This is a genomic window from Paenalcaligenes sp. Me52, assembly GCF_050487965.1.
Classification (GTDB): domain Bacteria; phylum Pseudomonadota; class Gammaproteobacteria; order Burkholderiales; family Burkholderiaceae_B; genus Paenalcaligenes.
The window spans coordinates 689,109-708,691 of the sequence record NZ_JBKQFO010000001.1 but is presented as its reverse complement, the minus strand read 5'-3'; the positions used below and the strand labels follow the sequence as shown (position 1 = coordinate 708,691).

The window sequence follows — 19,583 nt, the reverse complement described above, 5'->3', positions numbered from 1 at the left end:
GCTTACTCCGCTGCGCGTTCCTGCAATACCGCTACGGCAGGCAAACTTTTACCTTCCAGGAATTCCAGGAAAGCGCCGCCGCCAGTCGAGATATAGCCAATCTTATCGGCCACATCAAAGGCTGCAATCGCTGCCAAGGTGTCACCACCACCAGCGATAGAGAAAGCGTTTGAGTCAGCAATAGCTTGTGCCAACACGCGTGTGCCGCCTGCAAAATTCGGGAACTCAAACACGCCCACTGGGCCGTTCCACACAATAGTGCCTGCGTTGCGCAAAATGCCCGCCAACTGTTGAGCTGTTTCAGGACCGATGTCCAAAATCAGATCATCGTCTTCTACATCTGTAGCCGCTTTCACGGTAGGTTCAGCGTCAGTAGCAAAGCTTTTGGCACACACCACATCCACAGGAATAGGTACTTCAGCACCACGCTCTTTCATCACCGCGATGACTTGGCGCGCTTCGTCTAGTTGGCTTTCTTCTACCAGAGACTTACCTACTTTCAGGCCCTTAGCCAGCATGAAGGTGTTGGCAATACCACCGCCCACGATCAACTGGTCTACTTTGTTCGCCAAGGCCAACAAAATGGACAGCTTAGTAGAAACTTTTGCACCGCCCACTATCGCCACCAAAGGACGAGCTGGGTCAGTCAACGTACGGCTCAACGCATTCAGCTCGGCTTCCAACAACGGACCAGCACAAGCAATAGGAGCGTAACGCGCCACACCTTCGGTAGAAGCTTGAGCACGGTGAGCCGCGCCAAATGCATCATTCACGTAGATGTCGCACAATGCAGCCATTTTTCGAGCCAGTGTTTCGTCATTGGCTTTTTCGCCAACATTGCAGCGGCAGTTTTCCAACAGCACGATCTGACCCGGAGCGATATCTACCCCTTCGATCCAATCGCGTTGTAGGGGTACGGAAACGCCCAGCAGCTCACTCAAACGCTCAGCAATAGGAGTCAGTGTGTCGCGAGGCATTATTTCGCCTTCTTTGGGACGGCCCAAATGGCTCATCACCATCACGGCGGCGCCGGCATCCAATGCCATGTGAATGGCTTCCAGCGACGCACGAATGCGTGTGTCCTCAGTAATAGCACCGCCGGCCATCGGTACGTTCATATCGGAACGTATCAGCACGCGCTTGCCTGCCACTTGGCCTTCGGCCACCAGTTGGCTTAGTGTTTTAATCGTAGTAATCATGATTGCTTTATCCTAGGCACGACAAAGGCGGGGAACCCCCGCCTTTTTGAGCCGCTGAATTTATTTGGCGGTCATCATCGCATGAGCCGTATCCAGCATACGCACGGAGAAAGCCCATTCGTTGTCGTACCATGCAGCAACTTTCACCAAGTTACCACCCGATACTTTAGTCAGCATAGAATCCACAGTGCTAGACGCTGTGCTGTGGTTGTAGTCGGTGGACACCAGCGGTTCATCGCTGTAGTCCAGCACGCCTTTCAATGCACCTTGGGAGGCTTTTTTCAGGATGCTGTTTACTTCTTCTACGCTGGTAGGACGAGCCGACATAAATGTCAGATCAACCATGGACACGTTGATGGTCGGCACGCGTACAGCGTAACCATCCAACTTGCCGTTCAACTCTGGCAATACCAAACCTACTGCTGCAGCTGCACCAGTTTTAGTTGGGATCATGCTCATTGTGGCTGCACGCGCACGGCGCAAATCTTTGTGCGCAACGTCGATCAGCACTTGGTCGTTTGTGAAAGCGTGAATAGTAGTCATCAAGCCGTTCACAATTCCCAACTCTTGGTTCAAAGGCTGAGCCAATGGTGCCAAGCAGTTAGTGGTGCAAGAAGCGTTAGACACAACGGTATCAGTCGCTTTCAGCACGTTGTGGTTCACACCGTACACGATAGTCGCGTCTACATCTTTGCCACCAGGAGCAGAGATCAACACTTTCTTAGCACCAGCTTGCAAATGCGCGCTTGCTGCTTCTTTGGTTGTGAAGCGGCCTGTGCAATCCATGACCACGTCTACGTTCAGTTCACCCCAAGGCAATTTAGTAGGATCACGCTCGGACAACAAACGAATACGGTCACCGTTGATAACCAAGTACTCTTTGCCTTCCAGCTCTACCTCGGCGTTGAAACGGCCATGTACCGTATCAAAACGTGTGAGGTGTCTAGCCACTTCGTCTTGGCCAGGAGCGTTAATCGCTACGATTTCAATACCGTGTTTCTTACCGTACTCGTAGTGAGCACGCAGTGTCATACGGCCAATACGACCATAGCCATTGATAGCGACGCGAATCGTCATCTTGGATCTCCTAATTTACAGAATCTTTTCTACAGCTTCGACCAACTTCTCAGTGGTCAGACCAAAGTGCTTGAACAGTACATCAGCCGGCGCAGACGCACCGTAGCTGTCTATACCCAGAACCGCACCATCTAGGCCTACATATTTGTGCCACAAGCCAGTGGAACCTGCTTCAATCGCCACACGAGGCAAACCAGCAGGCAACACGGCATCACGCCACGCTTTATCTTGTGCATCAAAGATATTGGTGCAAGGCATGGAAACCACGCGCACTGGAATACCTTTTTCTGCTAATTCAGTTTGTGCTTTCAACGCCAGTTCTACTTCAGAACCTGTAGCCATGATGATGGCACGTGCGTTAGCCGCATCACGCAATACATAACCACCGCGCGCAATCGCTGCAACGGTTTGGCTATCACGCTCAATGAAAGGCAGATTTTGACGGGACAACAGCAGCGCACTTGGGCCACCGTCTTTCACGTTCAAACCTACGCTTGCTGGACGGCGAACGGATTCAATCCATGCCACAGCAGTTTCAGTGGTGTCGCAAGGACGCCATACGTGCAGGTTAGGAATCAAACGCAAGCTGGAAGCATGCTCGATGGACTGGTGAGTAGGGCCGTCTTCGCCCAAACCGATGGAGTCGTGTGTGAACACGTGCACCACGCGCTGTTTCATCAACGCAGCCATACGAATGGCATTACGTGAGTAATCAGAGAATGTCAGGAAGGTACCGCCAAATGGCAGGTAACCACCGTGCAATGCCATACCGTTCATCACGGCAGCCATACCGAACTCACGCACACCGTAGTTGATGTGACGACCGAACTGTACGCCGTCGTCGGTTGCACGCACAGGAGCAACGCCAGGCCAGTTAGTCAGGTTAGAACCGGTCAAGTCAGCCGAACCACCCAGCATTTCAGGCAAGCCATCTACCAGACCTTCAATGGCCAACTGGGAGGCTTTACGTGTAGCAACGGTTTGTGCTGCCGCTTGGGTTTTGTTCAGTAACTCTTGAGCCAACTCGTCGAAGTTAGCAGGCAATTCGCTGCGCAGACGACGGGCCAGTTCTTTAGCCAGTTCTGGGTGTGCAGCTTGGTATGCGGCAAAACGCTGTTCCCACTCGGATTGAGCAGCAGCACCTTTGCTGCGGCCATCCCAGTATTCGTACACGTCTGCTGGAATTTCAAAAGCAGCATGAGGCCAGCCAATGGCTGCGCGTGTGGCAGCAATTTCTTCATCACCAAATGGAGCACCGTGAGATTTCTCGGAGCCAGCCAGTTTAGGTGAACCCTTACCAATTACTGTCTTACAGCAAATGATGGTTGGGCCGTTGCCTTCTTTAACGTAGGCTTTGGCTGTTTGTACTGCTTTTTCCAGTGCCTCTACGCTGTGGCCATCAACGTTTTCTACAACGTTCCAGCCGTAACTACGGAAGCGCTCTGGTGTGTTATCGCCAAACCAAGATTCCACTTTACCGTCAATGGAGATGCCATTGTCGTCGTAGAACACGATCAATTTGGACAGTTTCAAGGTACCTGCCAACGAGCATGCTTCATGGGAAATACCTTCCATCAAGCAGCCATCGCCCACAAACGCATACGTGTTGTGATCCACAACATTATGGCCTGGACGGTTGAATTCTTTAGCCAGCAAGGCTTCGGCCAATGCCATACCTACGGCGTTGGAAATACCTTGTCCCAATGGGCCTGTGGTAGTTTCCACACCAGCGGTTTCGCCCACTTCAGGGTGGCCTGCGGTACGCGAGTGCAATTGACGGAAATTACGCAGCTCTTCCATAGGCAGATCGTAGCCTGTCAGATGCAACAGGGCATAAATCAGCATGGAGCCGTGGCCGTTAGACAATACGAAGCGGTCACGATCAAACCACGCAGGATCAGCTGGGTTATGTTTGAGGTGGCGTGTCCACAGCACTTCGGCAATTTCTGCCATCCCCATAGGCGCACCAGGGTGACCCGATTTAGCTTGTTGCACGGCATCCATCGCCAGTGCACGAATGGCATTCGCCATGGGCGATACGGAGGAAGAGGATAAGTCCATTGGAAACTCTTGAAGGGCAAATGACACTGTGGCCTGCCCCATCATCAACAGGTAGTTATTAAAGCCATTCATTTTACCACCGCAATGCCCGCTGCACCGCCACCCAAGCACTCCAGAGCTCGGTTATGCTGTAACAAGCATGACTCTTCAAACTCAGCCAAGCATATGAATCTGCCACGTTTTTTTTGTGAAATAGACCTGCAAACAGGCACTACCGTTGAACTTAGCACCGAGCTGGCCCACTATATGCTCCGTGTTTTACGTCTCAAAGACCAATCTAAGGTCTGGCTTTTTAATGGCCAAGGCGGACAATTTTTGGCATCTTTACAACATCAAGGTAAAGGTGTGCTAGCACACTTGCTGGAATTTCAAGATCTTGAACGCGAGCTTCCGCAACGCATTACGGTTGCCCAAGGCTTAGCCTCTGGCGACAAAATGGATTGGATTGCAGAAAAATGCACCGAGGTAGGCGTCACTGCCCTCGCCCCCATTGCCGCTCGCTACAGTGTTCTACAACTGCAAGGCGACAGACTACAAAAGCGTGTACAACACTGGCAAAAAGTTGCCCGATCAGCCAGCGAACAATGTGGGCGCAACCGCGTCATGCACGTATCGCCCCCACAACAACTGGCAGCCTTTCTACAGTCGCTCCCTAGCTCTGCTCATACACGCGTTATTTTTTGTGATCCAGACGCTGAGCACGACTTAGACAGCGCTTTGGCGGAAGTCTCCGACTGGCCTGATGCTCATATAGTGTTTTTGATTGGCCCAGAAGGTGGGTGGTCAGAAGAAGAAAAGGCCCAAGCAATCGCTGCTGGGGCCTTGTCTATGCGTTTCGGTGCTCGTATTTTGCGTACCGAAACCGCTGCTATCGCATTGGTATCAGCAGCCAGCGCAAGAATGGGCTGGCTGTAGTCATTCTCAATCTTCGTAGCTTGGTTCCACGTCACCACCTGAGTATGGCGTGGGCGCTACACCAGGCTCAGCATCAGGGTGCTTGCCTGCGTGAATAACAGTGTAGGCAAACATCTTGTCTTTAGTGCTGACAAAGTCGGCCACATCATTACACACACTCAAAATAGCCTGCGCATGGGTTTCCAGCGCGGGGTCACCTGTGTGCAATTTATCAAACCACAGATACAACCCTGTTTTTTGATCCAAAACGGTATCGCACAAACAATCATAGAGCGCATCCAGATCACTACCGAAAAAGTCGGGGTAATCCACTGCCTTCACAATAGCGCGCAGTACTGCTGAACAACTACGAGCGCGATCACAATCTACTTCACCTACTGTGATCTCGGCCGCTTGTGCCATGGTGAAAATTTTACTTTTTTGTGCATCGGTTGCATTAATCAGGCCACCCTGCTGCAACAGCTCTTGCAAATTGAGGCTTTGACTCATTGCGATGCCCTTCTAAAAACGTTGACTTCCTGTCGATCCATAATACCTGCTCAATCTGAACCGATCAGCCTTTTACCTCTGGCTAATCCGAACAATAAATTAGAAACTTGTCTATCGCCAGTACATTCGTCATGACTGAGAATTTTCCGTTGACGGTAAGAGACGTGCGGTGCGCACAGAAACAACCCGTAACGTTTTTATCTTAGGCGATATTTAGACGTAGCGAATGGGTTTTTAATCCATTTAGCAGTCTCTGTGCAAGCGGTCGAAGAATCCGTTTCTTTCCCTCAACACTTCAATTCAGGTATTGCAAAATACCTACAATAGCATACGCACAAAAAAACTGGCCTGCGCTCCGTTAAGAGGCAGGCCAGTAGCGAAACTTAGTCGCGTGCGGTGTTGGCATCCACCACCGTCAGTGCCGTCATATTGATAATACGACGTACCGAGGAGCTGGAGGTCATAATGCTGATAGGAGCATTAGCGCCTAGCAAGAATGGGCCTACAGCAACGTTACCACCTGCCTCTGTTTTTAACAGGTTGTAAGCGATATTACCGGCATCTACGTTCGGGCAAATCAGCAAGTTTGCTGCGCCATTCAACGTAGTGTGAGGCAGAATGCGTTTACGCAGGCTTTCATCCAATGCACAATCACCGTGCATTTCACCATCTACTTCTAGCTCAGGCGCTTGTTGACGGATTAAATCCAACGCTTCGCGCATTTTGCCGCCAGATGACGAGCTGCCTGTACCAAAGTTAGAACGGGACAACAACGCTGCTTTAGGCTCGATGTTCAGCTCACGCATACGACGTGCAGCCGCAATCGTGATTTCAGCGATCTGTTCTGCGTCGGGGTTGTCATTAACATGTGTATCAGCCAATGCCACGGTACGTTCACGCAACAGCAAGATGTTCATCGCACTGTAGGTTTTCGCACCAGGACGTTTACCAATCACTTCGTCAATGAACTGCAAGTGGTTAGCGTAGCTACCCACGGTACCGCAGATCATGCCGTCGGCTTCGCCCAGATGCAGCATCATGGCACCAATCAGAGTAAAGCGACGACGCATCTCTACGCGTGCCATTTCTTTGGTCACGCCATCGCGGCAACGCATTTCCCAGTAGGCTGTCCAGTAACGGTTAAAGCGATCATCTTGCTCTGGGTTGGTGACATCTACGTCAACACCCAAACGAATACGCAAGCCAAAACGCTCAATACGTTGTTGCAACACGGCTGGGCGGCCAATCAGGATAGGTGTAGCCAATTTCTCGTCTACGATTACCTGTACCGCACGCAGCACACCTTCGTCTTCGCCTTCTGCGAACACAATACGTGATTTGCCGCCGTTTTTAACAATCTCTTTAGCTGCACCATACACAGGCTTCATGAAAGCGCCAGAACGGTACACAAACTGCTGCAACTGGTAGACGTATGCGTCTAGGTCTTCGATAGGACGTGTAGCAACGCCTTCGTCCATACCGGCTTTAGCAACAGCAGGAGCTATACGTGCGATCAGGCGAGAGTCAAAGGGTTTTGGAATCAGGTACTCAGGACCAAACTCCAGATTCTCGATGTTGTAAGCCGCAGCAACCAGCTCATCTTGCTCTTCACGCGCCAATTGGCAAATAGCGTGTACAGCCGCAATTTCCATGCCACGTGTAATGGTGGTTGCACCAATATCCAGCGCGCCACGGAAGATGTACGGGAAGCACAGCACGTTGTTGACTTGGTTAGGGTAGTCAGAACGACCTGTAGCAATCACCACGTCATCACGTACCGCGTGTGCGTCTTCGGGCAGAATTTCTGGGTTAGGGTTAGCCAACGCCAAGATCAGTGGGCGAGCAGCCATGCGTGCCACCATTTCTGGTTTCAACACGCCACCAGCAGATAAGCCCAAGAATACGTCGGCATTCTCAACCACATCGGCCAATTTACGTGCATCTGTATCTTGTACAAAACGCTCTTTGGTTTCATCCATCAAGACGGTACGGCCTTTGTAGACCACGCCTTCGATGTCTGTCAGCCAGATGTTTTTCATTGGTAGGCCTAGGTCTACCAACAACTCCAAACACGCCAAAGCAGCTGCGCCCGCGCCGGACACTACCACTTTTACTTCTTCTAGCTTTTTGTCTACCACTGCCAAACCGTTCAGGAATGCAGCAGCCACACAGATAGCTGTACCGTGCTGATCGTCGTGGAAGACAGGGATCTTCATGCGTTCACGCAGCTTTTTCTCTACGATGAAGCACTCTGGCGCTTTGATATCTTCTAGGTTGATACCACCGAAAGTGGGTTCCAAACCAGCAATGATATCTACCAGTTTCTCTGGATCGGTTTCATTGATCTCGATATCGAATACATCGATACCAGCAAAGTTCTTGAACAGAACAGCTTTACCTTCCATCACAGGCTTAGATGCCAATGCACCAATATTGCCCAGACCCAGTACAGCAGTACCGTTGGTGATAACACCAACCAAGTTGCCACGACCGGTGTAACGGAACGCATTTTGCGGGTCAGTTACGATTTCCTCACACGCGGCTGCAACACCTGGAGAATACGCCAACGCCAGATCACGCTGGTTGGATAACTGCTTAGTAGGTGTCACTGACAGTTTGCCAGGGCGACCTTGCTCGTGATACTCGAGCGCTGCCTTGCGAAGATTTTCATCCATAACGTTTAACCACTTACTCTAGAAATTCAAATACTAAATACAGGGCTAACCCTAAAGAGCCCCATTCTATCCTCTAGGTCACACGGAACACATGCTGCAGGGCAGCAAAAATAGTAGAACTATAGTTTTAGCCCATCCCACTCTTGGGCAGGGTGTGTAAAATTCCCTTGCGGATCAAAGCATTGCTTCACTTCCATCTCTATATCGGCGGCGGCAATCTGTAGGCTTTTTTCACGCAGTAAACCAGCTTGTGAATGCTCCCACACAGCCTCTGTGGATAAACAGCGCGCATCCAACACCACCCACTCCAACCAACCTAGATCGCCCCCACTACCTAATAGTAGGTGAGCTAAGTTCAAATCATGATCTGCCTGCACAGGCAGCAAGGCATCTAATCTATAGCGTGCTTCCCACAGCGGTAACGCCAAACACGCTTGCCCCATTTCACTATTTTGCAACTGAAACAGCTGAGGCACCATTTGACGCAACCGTGGCGTATTCAACGGTTTGGTGTTGTTCTGCCCAAAAGCCCCCAAACTCGATACCGTGCCATCGTCCATGACTAATGATGCATGAACCACACCCGACAAGTGAGTGTGGCCTGTGCGCCAGCTTTGGCTGTGTCTATCTAGCAACCACGCCGCAATCGTCCACTCTGCTGGCCACGCCGCTAAACCGCGTAAGCCCGCTTCGCTTAGCTCTCCCAACAAGCAGCCTGGCTGCACAAACCAGTGCCCGTTTTCCGGCTGCAAAATCTGAAATTTATTCAAGTTTTTGGGATCTACCCACAAGGTGGGTAACGTGTCGTCACTTTGCCGGTGAGGCACACCCTCTACCCCCATCATGACCTGATGCAAGGCACAGAGGTTGCGAGCGTGATGTACATCTGCCGGTGTTTCTGGCGTAAAACATAATTGCTCCCCGCCCAACACTCGCTTCTCACCTTGCGCTTTTTGGCCCAGTTGTAAGCAGAACTGATCCCATGCACTGACCTGCTCCACATGCCTACGACCCGACAGAAAAGCCCGACGCGATTCAGAATGCATTGTATTTTCCTGCCATATGCTTATGATTAATGGGTTAATCCTGACTCAGCCACCGCTGCAATGCGGCCTTTTATACCGAGATTCTCTGCTTTATGTTTCGCCCAGCGCATCGAACTGCACACATCACTCCCTTTCATGCGGTAGAACTGTTCAAAGAAGCCAATGCCTTGATAGCTCAAGGCAAAGATATTATCAGCCTGGGCATAGGTGAACCAGACTTCACCGCCCCTGCCGCTGTAGTACAGGCACTACATGCAGCGAGCGAAGCCGGGCGTAGTCAGTACACTCCACCGCTGGGTGAGCCCGCTCTGCGTGCTGCCATCAGCCGTTACTATCAAAGCTTTTTTGGCGCCACTCAAGTCACCCCTGATCGTATTGTAGTCACCGCTGGCGCATCTGGCGCACTAACCCTAGCAGCCTTGGCCTTGATCAATCCCGGTGATGAAGTGCTGATGCCCGACCCCTCCTACCCAGCCAACCAAAATTTTGTGACGGCCGCTGGTGGTAAAACGGTTTTAGTGCCTACAACGGCTGAGCAACGTTTCCAACTCAACGCTGAACACGTACGCCAACACTGGAACGAGCGCACACGTGGAGTGCTGATTGCTTCTCCAAGCAACCCTACCGGTGCCACCATTAGTCGTGAAGCGTTGCAAGAACTGATTACCGAAGTACGTGCTCGTAACGGTTTCATCATCATGGATGAAATCTACCTAGGCATTTACTACGAAGAACAGCCCCTGAGCGCGCTGACACTAGACGATGACATCATTATCATCAACAGTTTCTCTAAGTACTTCCACATGACTGGTTGGCGACTGGGCTGGATGATTGTTCCCCCTGCGCTGATTCCTACCATTGATCGTATGGCCGCTAGCTTAGCTATTTGTGCACCAGCGCTGGCGCAACACGCTGCCTTAGCTTGCTTCACAGAAGACAGCATGGCAATTTATGAAGAGCGTAGGTTGGCATTTAAAGCACGCCGTGATTTTCTGTTATCAGCCTTTGAGCAAATTGGTGTAGATGTACCCGTCAAACCTGACGGCGCTTTCTATATCTACGCTGATATTAAAGCGCACAGCAACGACAGCGAAGATTTCTCCAAACGCTTGTTGCACGAAGCCGGCGTCGCTGCCGTACCCGGCCGCGACTTTGGCCCTAGCATGGCACACCACACCCTGCGCTTCTCATACTCCACATCCTTGGAACGCCTGCACGAAGCCGTAGAACGTATGCGCCGTTTCTTAGCCTAAGAAGCTCGGCTAGCCTACTAACAAAAACGCCACGTAATTATCGTGGCGTTTTTTGTGAGCATTAATCGCGTATAGGTATCCCTGATGCCAGCGCCATACGTCGACGCTCTGCCAGTACACGTGCACCGTATCCTCCATCGCTAGGGCCAGTAGCCCCCACGTAACACGCTAAAGCACCGGTTAATGAGCCCCTACGCTTTCTACAGTCGTACAAAATCTGTGTGCCTGCTCGAATATTGGCTTCTGGGCTAAACACAGCTAGTTCTCGCTCTACGTAATTCTCTAGCTTATCGCGGTGCACTCGGGTCATCACCTGCATCAAACCTTGTGCTCCGGCATGACTTTCCGCAAAAGGATTGTAGCTAGACTCTATCGCGATAACTGCCAAAATCAGCTGTGGATCTATGCGTTTTTCAGCTCCCACCGTGAAGGCCGTTTGCACCAATGCTCCCGACACACTGTGCGCGATTTTATATTTGCGCGCAATGTAGCTGCGTAAAGCCTGAAACTGCGTTTTGGATATGCTATTCACATTAGCGCCGGCTACAGTGCGCTGTAAGGTATCCACAAAACCTTGATAGGCAGAATACTCCACCACCTCCTCTTCAATAGGGGGAGGCGGTTCATTACCTTCTTCAGTGACTTCTTCCTTATTGGCGTCCGGCATCATCCACGCGAATTGTGCGAAATTGTCGTTATTCAGCACTTCAGGGCGTAGAGCATCTACCATCACCGAGTACAACTGACGGGCCTGTTCTCGGATCGACGGCACAACCAGCCCCGCCGCGATCGTTACCAGCACAGCAATACCCAAGTAAATCGCACACATATGTACGAACTCGCTAATGCGATAACGTACGAGGCGTAAGCCTTGATGTGCCCAGTCTGGATTCATGTCCGGACTCCTTCTTAATCCTGTAGGTATAATCTTAACAACCTTTACCCCAGAAAACCGGAGTATCTCTTCACAGTGAAATACCGCGACTTACGAGATTTCATCGCCCAGCTTGAGCAGCACGGCGAGCTAAAACGCATACAAACACCAGTGTCTACACACTTGGAAATGACAGAAATCGGGGATAGAGTCCTGAACGCAGAAGGCCCCGCACTGCTGTTTGAAAATGCCATGCATCAGGGCAAAAAAGCCACAATGCCGGTGCTCACTAACTTATTTGGTACCCCTAAACGAGTTGCCTGGGGAATGGGAGCACAAGAGGTTTCCGCCCTACGTGAGGTAGGCGAACTACTGGCCACCCTACGTGAACCCGAAGCCCCTCGCGGCTTGCGTGATGCTTTCTCTAAAGTATCCATGCTGAAGTCGGCACTGTGGGATATGGCCCCAAAAATGATACGTAACCCCGCCTGCCAAGAGATTGTATTGGAAGGTGACGACGTAGATTTAAACGACATTCCCCTACAACACTGCTGGCCTGACGATGCAGCACCACTGCTGACTTGGGGTTTGGTGATCACCAAAGGCCCACACGCCAAACGCCAAAACCTGGGCATTTACCGCCAACAGCAAATAGGCCGTAACAAGCTCATCATGCGCTGGTTATCACACCGCGGTGGTGCGCTGGATTTCCGTGACCATGCCTTGGCCAACCCAGGAAAGCCTTTCCCTATCGCTGTAGCACTGGGATGTGACCCTGCCACTATTCTGGGTGCGGTGACTCCTGTGCCGGATAGCTTGTCTGAGTACCAGTTTGCTGGCCTATTACGTGGTTCACGCACCGAACTGGCTAAAGCCATCGGTAGTGACCTGTCTGTACCCGCCTATGCTGAGATTGTTCTGGAAGGCCACATTCTGCCTGCCGATCACCCCGACGCATTGCCCCCTGTAGTACCTGAAGGCGCACCTGCTCCGCACAACAGTGCTTACGAACAGGCACTGGAAGGCCCTTATGGCGACCACACCGGTTACTACAACGAGCAAGATTGGTTCCCCGTCTTTACCGTAGATCGCATCACGATGCGCCGCAACCCTATTTACCACAGCACCTACACAGGCAAACCGCCTGATGAACCTGCGGTATTGGGCGTGGCGTTGAACGAAGTGTTTGTACCGCTACTTAAACGCCAGTTGCCAGAGATCGTAGACTTCTACCTTCCACCCGAGGGTTGCAGCTACCGTTTAGCGGTCGTATCCATCCGCAAACAATACGCTGGCCATGCTAAGCGCGTGATGTTTGGGGTGTGGAGTATTTTGCGTCAGTTCATGTACACCAAGTTCATCGTGGTAGTCGACGAAGACATCAACACCCGTGATTGGAAAGAAGTGATCTGGGCCATGACTACACGCATGGACCCTGTGCGTGACACCGTTCTGGTAGAAAACACACCCATTGATTATCTAGACTTCGCCTCACCCGTATCGGGACTGGGCGGCAAAATGGGTATGGACGCTACCAACAAGTGGCCAGGCGAAACCAACCGCGAGTGGGGCCGCTCCATCAACATGAGTGATGACGTGAAAAAACGTGTGGATGATTTGTGGGCTGATCTGAAGCTGTAATCGCCTACCGCGCGGCAGAAAAAAACCCTGAGCACTACTGCTCAGGGTCCCATAACACGATCGCTACGTTCATCATCGCCCTGGCGCTTCTTGGCCGAGCGTGAGGTAAACATACGGAACAAACGCCAACCTATTAGCGCAGCAGCCCCAGTTTTCAGTTTTTTACCCCCAACGCCACCCAACAGCGATGAGAACAATGACAACAGCAAGGGATAGCGCGTGGATGCAGAGAACAGCAAACTCCCCCAACCACCCAACAAACTACTGCGTCCAGCTCCTAGTGCAGAGCTAAGCAAATTTGCAGGTTGAATTTTCCCGCTGAACGTTTGTACTTGCTTACGTAAATCATCACGTTCTATCGCGGCACGAGCACGCAGCAACTCAATGCGAATTTCAGCGTCTAGCTCTTTATTGCGTCTGTTACTCATGATTGCCCCCCCCTGCCTCATCGCGTGACGATTGGCGTAAGTTCTCAATCACTTGTATGTCTTTTTTGATTTCTTCGACGGTCGCTTCAAACGGATATGACCCCGAATTCAAACGACGCATTACCATCAAACCAAAGCTCAGCCCTAAGACGGCATACACCACAAACAAGCTGGCTATAGCCCAATAACGGTACTCCGTAGGCCAAAACAAAAGCGCAATAAACAGCGTAAATACCAGCAATGCTAAGGTGCTAAAGAGTAGCGCACCAAACAGCATCACCATGATGCGTGCCAATCTTGCTTTTTGCTGACCGGCTTCTACCGCCGCCAATTCCAAACGGGTGCGGAAGATCGCCAGAACGGTGCAACCTATGTCGCCCACAGATTGTCGTAATGTCATGTGACCTCTTTGCAATAAAACGGCCGCCTGAGTTCAGGCAGCCGTAGTGAACAACCGGAGGTGATTAGCGACGGCTTACCAACATACCAAATAGCAAACCTACTACTGCAGCCACACCAATGGCTTGCCAAGGATTGTCATGCACGTAGTGATCCGTTGCTTTCACTGCTTGACGACCACGCTCCACAACGGCTTCCTGCGTATCATGCAAGACTTCACGTGTGTTGCGCAGCGCACGCAATGCGCTTTCACGCAATTCCGTTGCTTTATCACCGGAGGCAGAAGCGGCTTCACGCAACAATTTCTCGGCTTCGTCCAAGCTGCTTTTCACATCGTCGATGAAGTTTTCTTCCACTGCTTGTACACGTTTTCTAGTCACCATAGTTCGCTCCTTGAAAAGCAAAAAGTTGAACAGTCTGCAGATCCTACTTTCATAGCACCTGCTGCACTACGTCTACATTAAGCTTACCTGATTTTTACAACTAGCCTGAAGGCCCTCGTTACAAGATTTGTAAAAATTAGATTCAGCTCAAACTTCCTTAAATTTTCTGGCGAGTACCAAAAATTCTATCACCGGCGTCACCTAGGCCTGGCACGATGTAACCATGCTCGTCCAAACGCTGGTCAATAGAAGCAGTATATACATGCACGTCAGGGTGGGCATCTTCGACGGCCTTAACGCCCTCAGGTGCAGCCACCAACACCAATGCACGAATGTTCTTGCAACCGGCTTTTTTCAGCATATCAATGGTTGCAACCATCGAACCGCCGGTTGCCAGCATAGGGTCAATAATCAGAGCCAAACGCTGATCTAACTCACCTACCAAACGCTCAAGGTAGGTTTGCGCTTGCAAGGTTTCTTCATTACGTGCAATACCCACTACGGATACTTTAGCACCGGGGATCAGGCTTAACACGCCATCTAGCATCCCTATGCCCGCACGCAAAATAGGTACAACCGTCACCTTCTTACCTGCCAGCTTTTCCACATCAACCTGGCCACACCAGCCTTCGATTGCTGTAGTTTCCAGCGGTAAATCTTTACACGCCTCGTAAGTTAGCAACGCCGCAATTTCCTGAGACATCTCACGGAAGTTTTTAGTGCTTAGATCCGCACGGCGCATCAAGCCCAGTTTGTGGCGAATCAAAGGGTGGCGTATTTCATGTATGGGCATGGAAACTATATTCCTTATCGTTAGAATCCTGACACGGTGCCAGTCTGACACCGCACCAGCTCTCTATTTTAAACCAAACTGCGAGAGACTAACGACCTGCCAGCCATTTCACTAGCGCATCATCAAAAGGACGCACCACATCAGAGCGTGGATCGTTCACCAAACTCACCATGATGTACCGCTTACCTTGGCTGTCTACTACATAACCCGCCAACGCACGTGCATCACGCAACGTACCCGTTTTCAGGTGGGCACGCCCCTCGGCATCGCTATTTCTAAAGCGACGCCCTACCGTACCATCTACCCCTGCAATCGCTAGGGAAGAAATAAATTCTGGCATGTAATTAGAGCGCCATGCTTGTTGCAGCATTTGCGCCAACCCTTGAGCAGTCAATCGTGCTTCGCGCGACAACCCTGAACCGTTATCAATGCGCCAACCTTGTGTATTCACACCTTGGCGATTCAATACCTGCTCTACCGCACGCTCAGCCGAAGCTGTGGTCGCCCCACGGCCTTGCAAGTTTTCACCGGCAGACAGCAGCAGCATGGTGGCCATCAGGTTATTACTTTGCTTGTTAATCATGCGAATTTGTTCTAGCAGCGGGCGAGAGTCATGCCACACCATAGTCTTGGCGTTACCAGGAATGCTGCCGGCTTTCACATCACGCGACAAAGTACCTCCCAGCTCTTTCCACAACATGCGGAATACGGCCTCAAAAAACTCAGGCTGAGAGTGAGACAGTCTGTAAACGCTAAATTCACCACATGAACCAGCGGCTCTACCACTCAGGGAAATCACAACATTACCTGCGGTTTGCCCTACTCGTGTGCTAATTGCTGGTGAGCCTGGGCAACTACCATTGGCCCATTCCACATTGCCTTCCACGCGTACGCCAGGTAGCGGGGGATCAACAAATGCCAGCCACTGTTTAGTATCGGCATCGGGTTGCAACACAATGCGAGAAGCCCCCAAACCCACCACCATCGCATCAGGGCTAGCGTTATAAGGTCTGTCGCCTGCCCCATCAAAAGCGTAAGGATCAGTAGAGATAGTGCCAAAGACGGATCTATCTATCACGACATCGCTAAGATTTTTTACACCACGCATGCGTAATTCGCGCAGTAAATTCCAGAGCTCAGGAATAGTCAGAAAAGGATCACCGCCTGCTTTGATATACAGCGGCCCTTGCAATGAGCCTTGAGCATCTATCACGCCCCCTTGCTGCGCCATCAAGCTGGTTCGCCACGTATGCTCCGGCCCCAAGGTAGACAGTGCCGCCCATGTGCTGACCATTTTCATGACAGAAGCCGGGTTACGCGGCACAGTTGGGTTATGGCTAATCAGTACATTGCCATCCACATCCTGCACCACTAGCGACAAAGCGCTATCGGGTAACCCTGTGCTTTTCCAAATTCGTTCCAGATCGTCTGGTAATCCCTCTATACGCGCTTGTACAGCGGTCAGAGGTAGAAACAACGCTACGCAACACAACAGGCTTTGACACAGACGATATAGGGATTTCATAACATGCTCTGGCGGCAGAAAATCAAAGCATCAGCATAACGAAATTTCCCTTGTAAGAGTGCAAAACCAAACGTTTTTTCTGCAACAGCGTTAAAATGGCGGGTTTCCCACCTTGCACGGCCAAAGTTTCTGTTATGCCCGTTGATCCCTCTTTGGAACTCTCCCAGTTTGACTACGATCTGCCGCCTGAGCTGATTGCCCAGACTCCAGCAGCCACGCGTACCGGTAGCCGTTTGCTACATCTGAACGCAGCAGGCCAGCTCACCGATATGCAATTCAGCCAGATCAGCCAACTTTTGCGTCCAGGCGATCTACTGGTGTTCAACAACACCAAAGTGATCAAAGCCAGACTACTGGGTGAAAAACAAAGCGGCGGAAAAGTAGAAGTACTGGTAGAGCGTATTACCTCTGCTCACCAAGCGCTTGCGCACATACGTGCTAGCAAATCGCCCAAACCAGGTACTCGTTTGGTACTGGCTGATGGCCAACTGGAAGTCACTGTCACAGGCCGTCAAGACGCGTTGTTTGAACTATCGTTTGAGCAGCCCGCCTTAGAGGCACTGGAACAATTCGGTGCCACGCCTCTGCCCCCTTATATTCAGCAAGTACCTACTGCCGAAGATGATCAACGCTATCAAACTGTTTACGCTGAAGCCCCTGGTGCAGTGGCCGCTCCTACGGCGGGTTTGCACTTTGATGAAAACCTGTTGAACAGTTTGCAAGAACTGGGCGTAGATCAAGCCTTTGTCACCCTGCATGTGGGTGCGGGTACCTTCCAACCGGTACGCAGTGAGCAGCTTAGTGAACATCAAATGCACGCCGAACGTTTCTTCGTACCCGCCCAAACCTTAGAAAAACTACAACGCACTCGTGAACAAGGCGGACGCATTATTGCCGTAGGTACCACCAGCGTGCGTGCACTGGAATCTGCCGTGCGTTATCAAGAATGCAATGGCCACCAAAACGCTGATGGCAGCATTGAAGGCGATACCCGTTTATTTATTACACCGGGCTACACCTTTACGTGGGTAGATGCCTTGGTCACTAACTTCCACTTGCCGCAGTCTACCTTGCTCATGCTAGTTTCTGCGCTGTCCAAACTCCCCTTTATTCAGCAGGCATACAGCCATGCTATAAAGCAACATTACCGTTTTTTCAGTTATGGCGATGCCATGTTTATTGAGGCCGCCCAACAATCATGAGTGGATTAGATTTCAAGCTACTTAAACGTGATGGCAAAGCCCGTCGAGGCCAAGTCACGTTGAATCACGGCGTGGTTCAAACTCCTATTTTTATGCCTGTGGGCACGTATGGCAGCGTCAAAGGCATGCTGCCACATGAGCTGACCGAAATTAAATCGCAGATTATTCTGGGCAATACCTTCCACTTGTGGCTGCGCCCTGGCACTGAAGTCATTAGACAGCACGGTGGTTTGCATGGCTTTATGCAATGGAATGGCCCTATTCTTACCGATTCGGGCGGTTTTCAGGTATTTAGCCTTAAAGGTATGCGCAAGATCACCGAAGAAGGCGTGAAATTTGCCTCGCCCATTAACGGCGACCAAATGTTTTTAACACCTGAAGAATCCATGCGCATTCAACATGCGTTGAATTCCGATATCGTCATGGTGTTTGATGAGTGTACGCCCTATCTTATAGATGAGCGCCCAGCTACTCACGAAGAAGCCGCTAAATCCATGCGTATGTCATTACGCTGGGCTAAACGTTCTCGCGATGAGTTCAACGCATTAGAAAACCCCAATGCCTTGTTTGGCATTGTGCAGGGCGGCATGTACGAGGATCTCCGCGAAGAATCCTTAGCTGGCCTGACTGACATTGGCTTTGAGGGCTACGCTATAGGCGGTTTGTCAGTAGGTGAGCCCAAAGAAGACATGTTCCGCATTCTGCAGCACACTACCCCTCGTTTGCCTGAACACGCCCCTCGCTACCTAATGGGTGTAGGCACACCAGAAGACTTGGTAGAAGGCGTGAGCCAAAGCGTGGATATGTTTGACTGCGTTATGCCTACCCGTAACGCACGTAATGGGTGGTTGTTCACACGCTTTGGCGACGTAAAAATCCGTAATGCGCGTTACCGCGATGACACCAGACCACTGGATCCTAGTTGCCATTGCCACACCTGCCAGAACTTTTCGCGCGCGTATTTGCATCATTTGCAACGATCCAATGAAATCGCGGGTGCTCGCTTGAACACTTACCATAACTTGCATTTTTATTTGCAAATCATGCAGGAAATGCGCGATGCTATCGAAGCTGAGCGTTTTGAAGAGTGGAAAGCGGCTTTCGCACGCGACCGTTCCCGCGGTATAGAATAAGTCTTACAGACGAAGAAGATGTCGCTACAATAACGCTTTGCTTACATAAAGCTTAATTTTTTAAGAACAATTCCGATCACACAGGAGCCTCTATGTCTATTGCTGACATTCTGACAGTTATCCCCGCCCAAGCCGCAGCCGGTGGCGAAAACGCTTTGGTAGGCATGCTGCCTATCATTTTGATGTTCGTCATCTTGTACTTCCTGATGATCCGTCCTCAAATGAAACGTCAGAAAGAGCACCGTAATCTGGTAGCCAACTTGAGCAAAGGCGACGAAGTGATCACATCCGGTGGTTTGCTGGGCAAAATCACAAAAGTGCAAGACAACTACGTTACTGTTGAAGTTGCTTCCTTGGCCGAAAAGCCTGTGGAAATCCTAATGCAACGTCAAGCTGTTGGTTCTGTTCTGCCTAAAGGCACTATCAAAAGCTTGTAATTCCCTCTCCAGCCCGAACATCCGTTCGGGCTTTGTGTACCGTTTCTGCCGAA

The 19,583-nt window shown here is 50.9% G+C and carries 18 protein-coding genes; 6 read left to right on the top strand and 12 right to left on the bottom strand.

From position 1 onward, the window contains the following. Positions 1–2 precede the first annotated feature (2 nt). From ACLO87_RS03260 to tkt, 3 genes are read right to left on the bottom strand one after another with little or no spacing between them, the layout of a single operon-like run. Positions 3–1,199 carry a phosphoglycerate kinase gene (locus ACLO87_RS03260; RefSeq protein WP_430222771.1) on the bottom strand — a complete coding sequence of 399 codons (1,197 nt, stop codon included), beginning with the start codon at positions 1,197–1,199 and terminating at the stop codon, positions 3–5. Positions 1,200–1,259: 60 nt separating this feature from the next. After that, positions 1,260–2,276 carry a type I glyceraldehyde-3-phosphate dehydrogenase gene (gap, locus tag ACLO87_RS03255; RefSeq protein WP_135861674.1) on the bottom strand — a complete coding sequence of 339 codons (1,017 nt, stop codon included), beginning with the start codon at positions 2,274–2,276 and terminating at the stop codon, positions 1,260–1,262. A 15-nt stretch (positions 2,277–2,291) separates the two neighbouring features. Continuing rightward, positions 2,292–4,337: a transketolase gene (tkt, locus tag ACLO87_RS03250; RefSeq protein ID WP_430223717.1), complete on the bottom strand. Its 2,046-nt coding sequence runs from the start codon at positions 4,335–4,337 to the stop codon at positions 2,292–2,294. A gap of 165 nt (positions 4,338–4,502) precedes the next feature. Between tkt and ACLO87_RS03245 the strand changes: the two genes are divergently transcribed. Beyond that, positions 4,503–5,252, top strand: coding sequence for a 16S rRNA (uracil(1498)-N(3))-methyltransferase (locus tag ACLO87_RS03245; RefSeq protein ID WP_430222770.1), 750 nt, complete (start codon positions 4,503–4,505; stop codon positions 5,250–5,252). 6 nt (positions 5,253–5,258) lie between these two features. On the opposite strand, the gene ACLO87_RS03240 is transcribed toward ACLO87_RS03245, so the two are convergent. From ACLO87_RS03240 to ACLO87_RS03230, 3 genes are all read right to left on the bottom strand, one after another. Next, entirely contained in the window at positions 5,259–5,741 is a 483-nt protein-coding gene (locus ACLO87_RS03240; protein ID WP_135861676.1) for a barstar family protein, read from the bottom strand. Between the two features lie 383 nt (positions 5,742–6,124). Continuing rightward, positions 6,125–8,416 carry an NADP-dependent malic enzyme gene (locus ACLO87_RS03235; RefSeq protein WP_135861677.1) on the bottom strand — a complete coding sequence of 764 codons (2,292 nt, stop codon included), beginning with the start codon at positions 8,414–8,416 and terminating at the stop codon, positions 6,125–6,127. Positions 8,417–8,535: 119 nt separating this feature from the next. Further along, on the bottom strand, positions 8,536–9,462 hold the full coding sequence (locus ACLO87_RS03230) for a hypothetical protein (protein ID WP_430222769.1): 927 nt from the start codon (positions 9,460–9,462) through the stop codon (positions 8,536–8,538). A 92-nt stretch (positions 9,463–9,554) separates the two neighbouring features. On the opposite strand from ACLO87_RS03230, the gene ACLO87_RS03225 reads away from it, so the two are divergent. Beyond that, the gene (locus tag ACLO87_RS03225; protein ID WP_430222768.1) at positions 9,555–10,715 is read left to right on the top strand and encodes a pyridoxal phosphate-dependent aminotransferase; all 1,161 of its coding nucleotides are present in this window, start codon (positions 9,555–9,557) and stop codon (positions 10,713–10,715) included. A gap of 61 nt (positions 10,716–10,776) precedes the next feature. Here the strand turns inward: ACLO87_RS03225 and ACLO87_RS03220 are convergent, their stop codons facing one another. Then, positions 10,777–11,610 carry a lytic transglycosylase domain-containing protein gene (locus ACLO87_RS03220; RefSeq protein WP_430222767.1) on the bottom strand — a complete coding sequence of 278 codons (834 nt, stop codon included), beginning with the start codon at positions 11,608–11,610 and terminating at the stop codon, positions 10,777–10,779. Positions 11,611–11,685: 75 nt separating this feature from the next. Here ACLO87_RS03220 and ubiD point away from each other — a divergent pair, with 75 nt between their 5' ends. Then, the gene (gene ubiD / locus ACLO87_RS03215; protein WP_430222766.1) at positions 11,686–13,230 is read left to right on the top strand and encodes a 4-hydroxy-3-polyprenylbenzoate decarboxylase; all 1,545 of its coding nucleotides are present in this window, start codon (positions 11,686–11,688) and stop codon (positions 13,228–13,230) included. A 41-nt stretch (positions 13,231–13,271) separates the two neighbouring features. On the opposite strand, the gene ACLO87_RS03210 is transcribed toward ubiD, so the two are convergent. The 5 genes from ACLO87_RS03210 to dacB form a co-directional block, all read right to left on the bottom strand. After that, positions 13,272–13,658, bottom strand: a complete 387-nt coding sequence (locus ACLO87_RS03210; RefSeq protein ID WP_135861682.1) for a hypothetical protein — start codon at positions 13,656–13,658, stop codon at positions 13,272–13,274. Further along, positions 13,651–14,058, bottom strand: a complete 408-nt coding sequence (locus ACLO87_RS03205) for a phage holin family protein (RefSeq protein ID WP_430222765.1) — start codon at positions 14,056–14,058, stop codon at positions 13,651–13,653. The genes ACLO87_RS03210 and ACLO87_RS03205 overlap by 8 nt, the downstream gene beginning before the upstream one ends. A 64-nt stretch (positions 14,059–14,122) precedes the next feature. Continuing rightward, on the bottom strand, positions 14,123–14,440 hold the full coding sequence (locus tag ACLO87_RS03200) for a DUF883 family protein (RefSeq protein ID WP_135861684.1): 318 nt from the start codon (positions 14,438–14,440) through the stop codon (positions 14,123–14,125). A gap of 157 nt (positions 14,441–14,597) precedes the next feature. Continuing rightward, complete coding sequence (gene upp, locus ACLO87_RS03195) at positions 14,598–15,233, bottom strand: uracil phosphoribosyltransferase (RefSeq protein ID WP_135861685.1); 636 nt, start codon at positions 15,231–15,233, stop codon at positions 14,598–14,600. An 88-nt stretch (positions 15,234–15,321) separates the two neighbouring features. After that, the gene (gene dacB, locus ACLO87_RS03190; protein ID WP_135861686.1) at positions 15,322–16,758 is read right to left on the bottom strand and encodes a D-alanyl-D-alanine carboxypeptidase/D-alanyl-D-alanine endopeptidase; all 1,437 of its coding nucleotides are present in this window, start codon (positions 16,756–16,758) and stop codon (positions 15,322–15,324) included. A 134-nt stretch (positions 16,759–16,892) separates the two neighbouring features. On the opposite strand from dacB, the gene queA reads away from it, so the two are divergent. From queA to yajC, 3 genes are all read left to right on the top strand, one after another. Beyond that, positions 16,893–17,960 carry a tRNA preQ1(34) S-adenosylmethionine ribosyltransferase-isomerase QueA gene (queA, locus tag ACLO87_RS03185; RefSeq protein ID WP_430222764.1) on the top strand — a complete coding sequence of 356 codons (1,068 nt, stop codon included), beginning with the start codon at positions 16,893–16,895 and terminating at the stop codon, positions 17,958–17,960. Further along, a complete protein-coding gene (tgt, locus tag ACLO87_RS03180; protein WP_430222763.1) occupies positions 17,957–19,093 on the top strand; it encodes a tRNA guanosine(34) transglycosylase Tgt in 1,137 nt (378 codons plus the stop codon). Before queA ends, tgt begins: the two co-directional genes overlap by 4 nt. A gap of 92 nt (positions 19,094–19,185) precedes the next feature. Then, a complete protein-coding gene (gene yajC / locus ACLO87_RS03175) occupies positions 19,186–19,530 on the top strand; it encodes a preprotein translocase subunit YajC (protein WP_135861689.1) in 345 nt (114 codons plus the stop codon). Positions 19,531–19,583: the final 53 nt, after the last annotated feature.

Excerpts from the sequence above, each read along its gene's own strand:
- ACLO87_RS03235 (WP_135861677.1), bottom strand. The coding sequence starts at position 8,416 with ATGGATGAAAATCTTCGCAAGGCAGCGCTCGAGTATCACGAGCAAGGT.
- yajC (WP_135861689.1), top strand. The coding sequence starts at position 19,186 with ATGTCTATTGCTGACATTCTGACAGTTATCCCCGCCCAAGCCGCAGCC.
- dacB (WP_135861686.1), bottom strand. The coding sequence starts at position 16,758 with ATGAAATCCCTATATCGTCTGTGTCAAAGCCTGTTGTGTTGCGTAGCG.
- ACLO87_RS03225 (WP_430222768.1), top strand. The coding sequence starts at position 9,555 with ATGTTTCGCCCAGCGCATCGAACTGCACACATCACTCCCTTTCATGCG.
- ACLO87_RS03230 (WP_430222769.1), bottom strand. The coding sequence starts at position 9,462 with ATGCATTCTGAATCGCGTCGGGCTTTTCTGTCGGGTCGTAGGCATGTG.
- ACLO87_RS03210 (WP_135861682.1), bottom strand. The coding sequence starts at position 13,658 with ATGAGTAACAGACGCAATAAAGAGCTAGACGCTGAAATTCGCATTGAG.
- tkt (WP_430223717.1), bottom strand. The coding sequence starts at position 4,337 with ATGGACTTATCCTCTTCCTCCGTATCGCCCATGGCGAATGCCATTCGT.
- queA (WP_430222764.1), top strand. The coding sequence starts at position 16,893 with ATGCCCGTTGATCCCTCTTTGGAACTCTCCCAGTTTGACTACGATCTG.
- upp (WP_135861685.1), bottom strand. The coding sequence starts at position 15,233 with ATGCCCATACATGAAATACGCCACCCTTTGATTCGCCACAAACTGGGC.
- tgt (WP_430222763.1), top strand. The coding sequence starts at position 17,957 with ATGAGTGGATTAGATTTCAAGCTACTTAAACGTGATGGCAAAGCCCGT.
- gap (WP_135861674.1), bottom strand. The coding sequence starts at position 2,276 with ATGACGATTCGCGTCGCTATCAATGGCTATGGTCGTATTGGCCGTATG.
- ACLO87_RS03245 (WP_430222770.1), top strand. The coding sequence starts at position 4,503 with ATGAATCTGCCACGTTTTTTTTGTGAAATAGACCTGCAAACAGGCACT.
- ACLO87_RS03240 (WP_135861676.1), bottom strand. The coding sequence starts at position 5,741 with ATGAGTCAAAGCCTCAATTTGCAAGAGCTGTTGCAGCAGGGTGGCCTG.
- ACLO87_RS03200 (WP_135861684.1), bottom strand. The coding sequence starts at position 14,440 with ATGGTGACTAGAAAACGTGTACAAGCAGTGGAAGAAAACTTCATCGAC.
- ACLO87_RS03260 (WP_430222771.1), bottom strand. The coding sequence starts at position 1,199 with ATGATTACTACGATTAAAACACTAAGCCAACTGGTGGCCGAAGGCCAA.
- ACLO87_RS03205 (WP_430222765.1), bottom strand. The coding sequence starts at position 14,058 with ATGACATTACGACAATCTGTGGGCGACATAGGTTGCACCGTTCTGGCG.
- ACLO87_RS03220 (WP_430222767.1), bottom strand. The coding sequence starts at position 11,610 with ATGAATCCAGACTGGGCACATCAAGGCTTACGCCTCGTACGTTATCGC.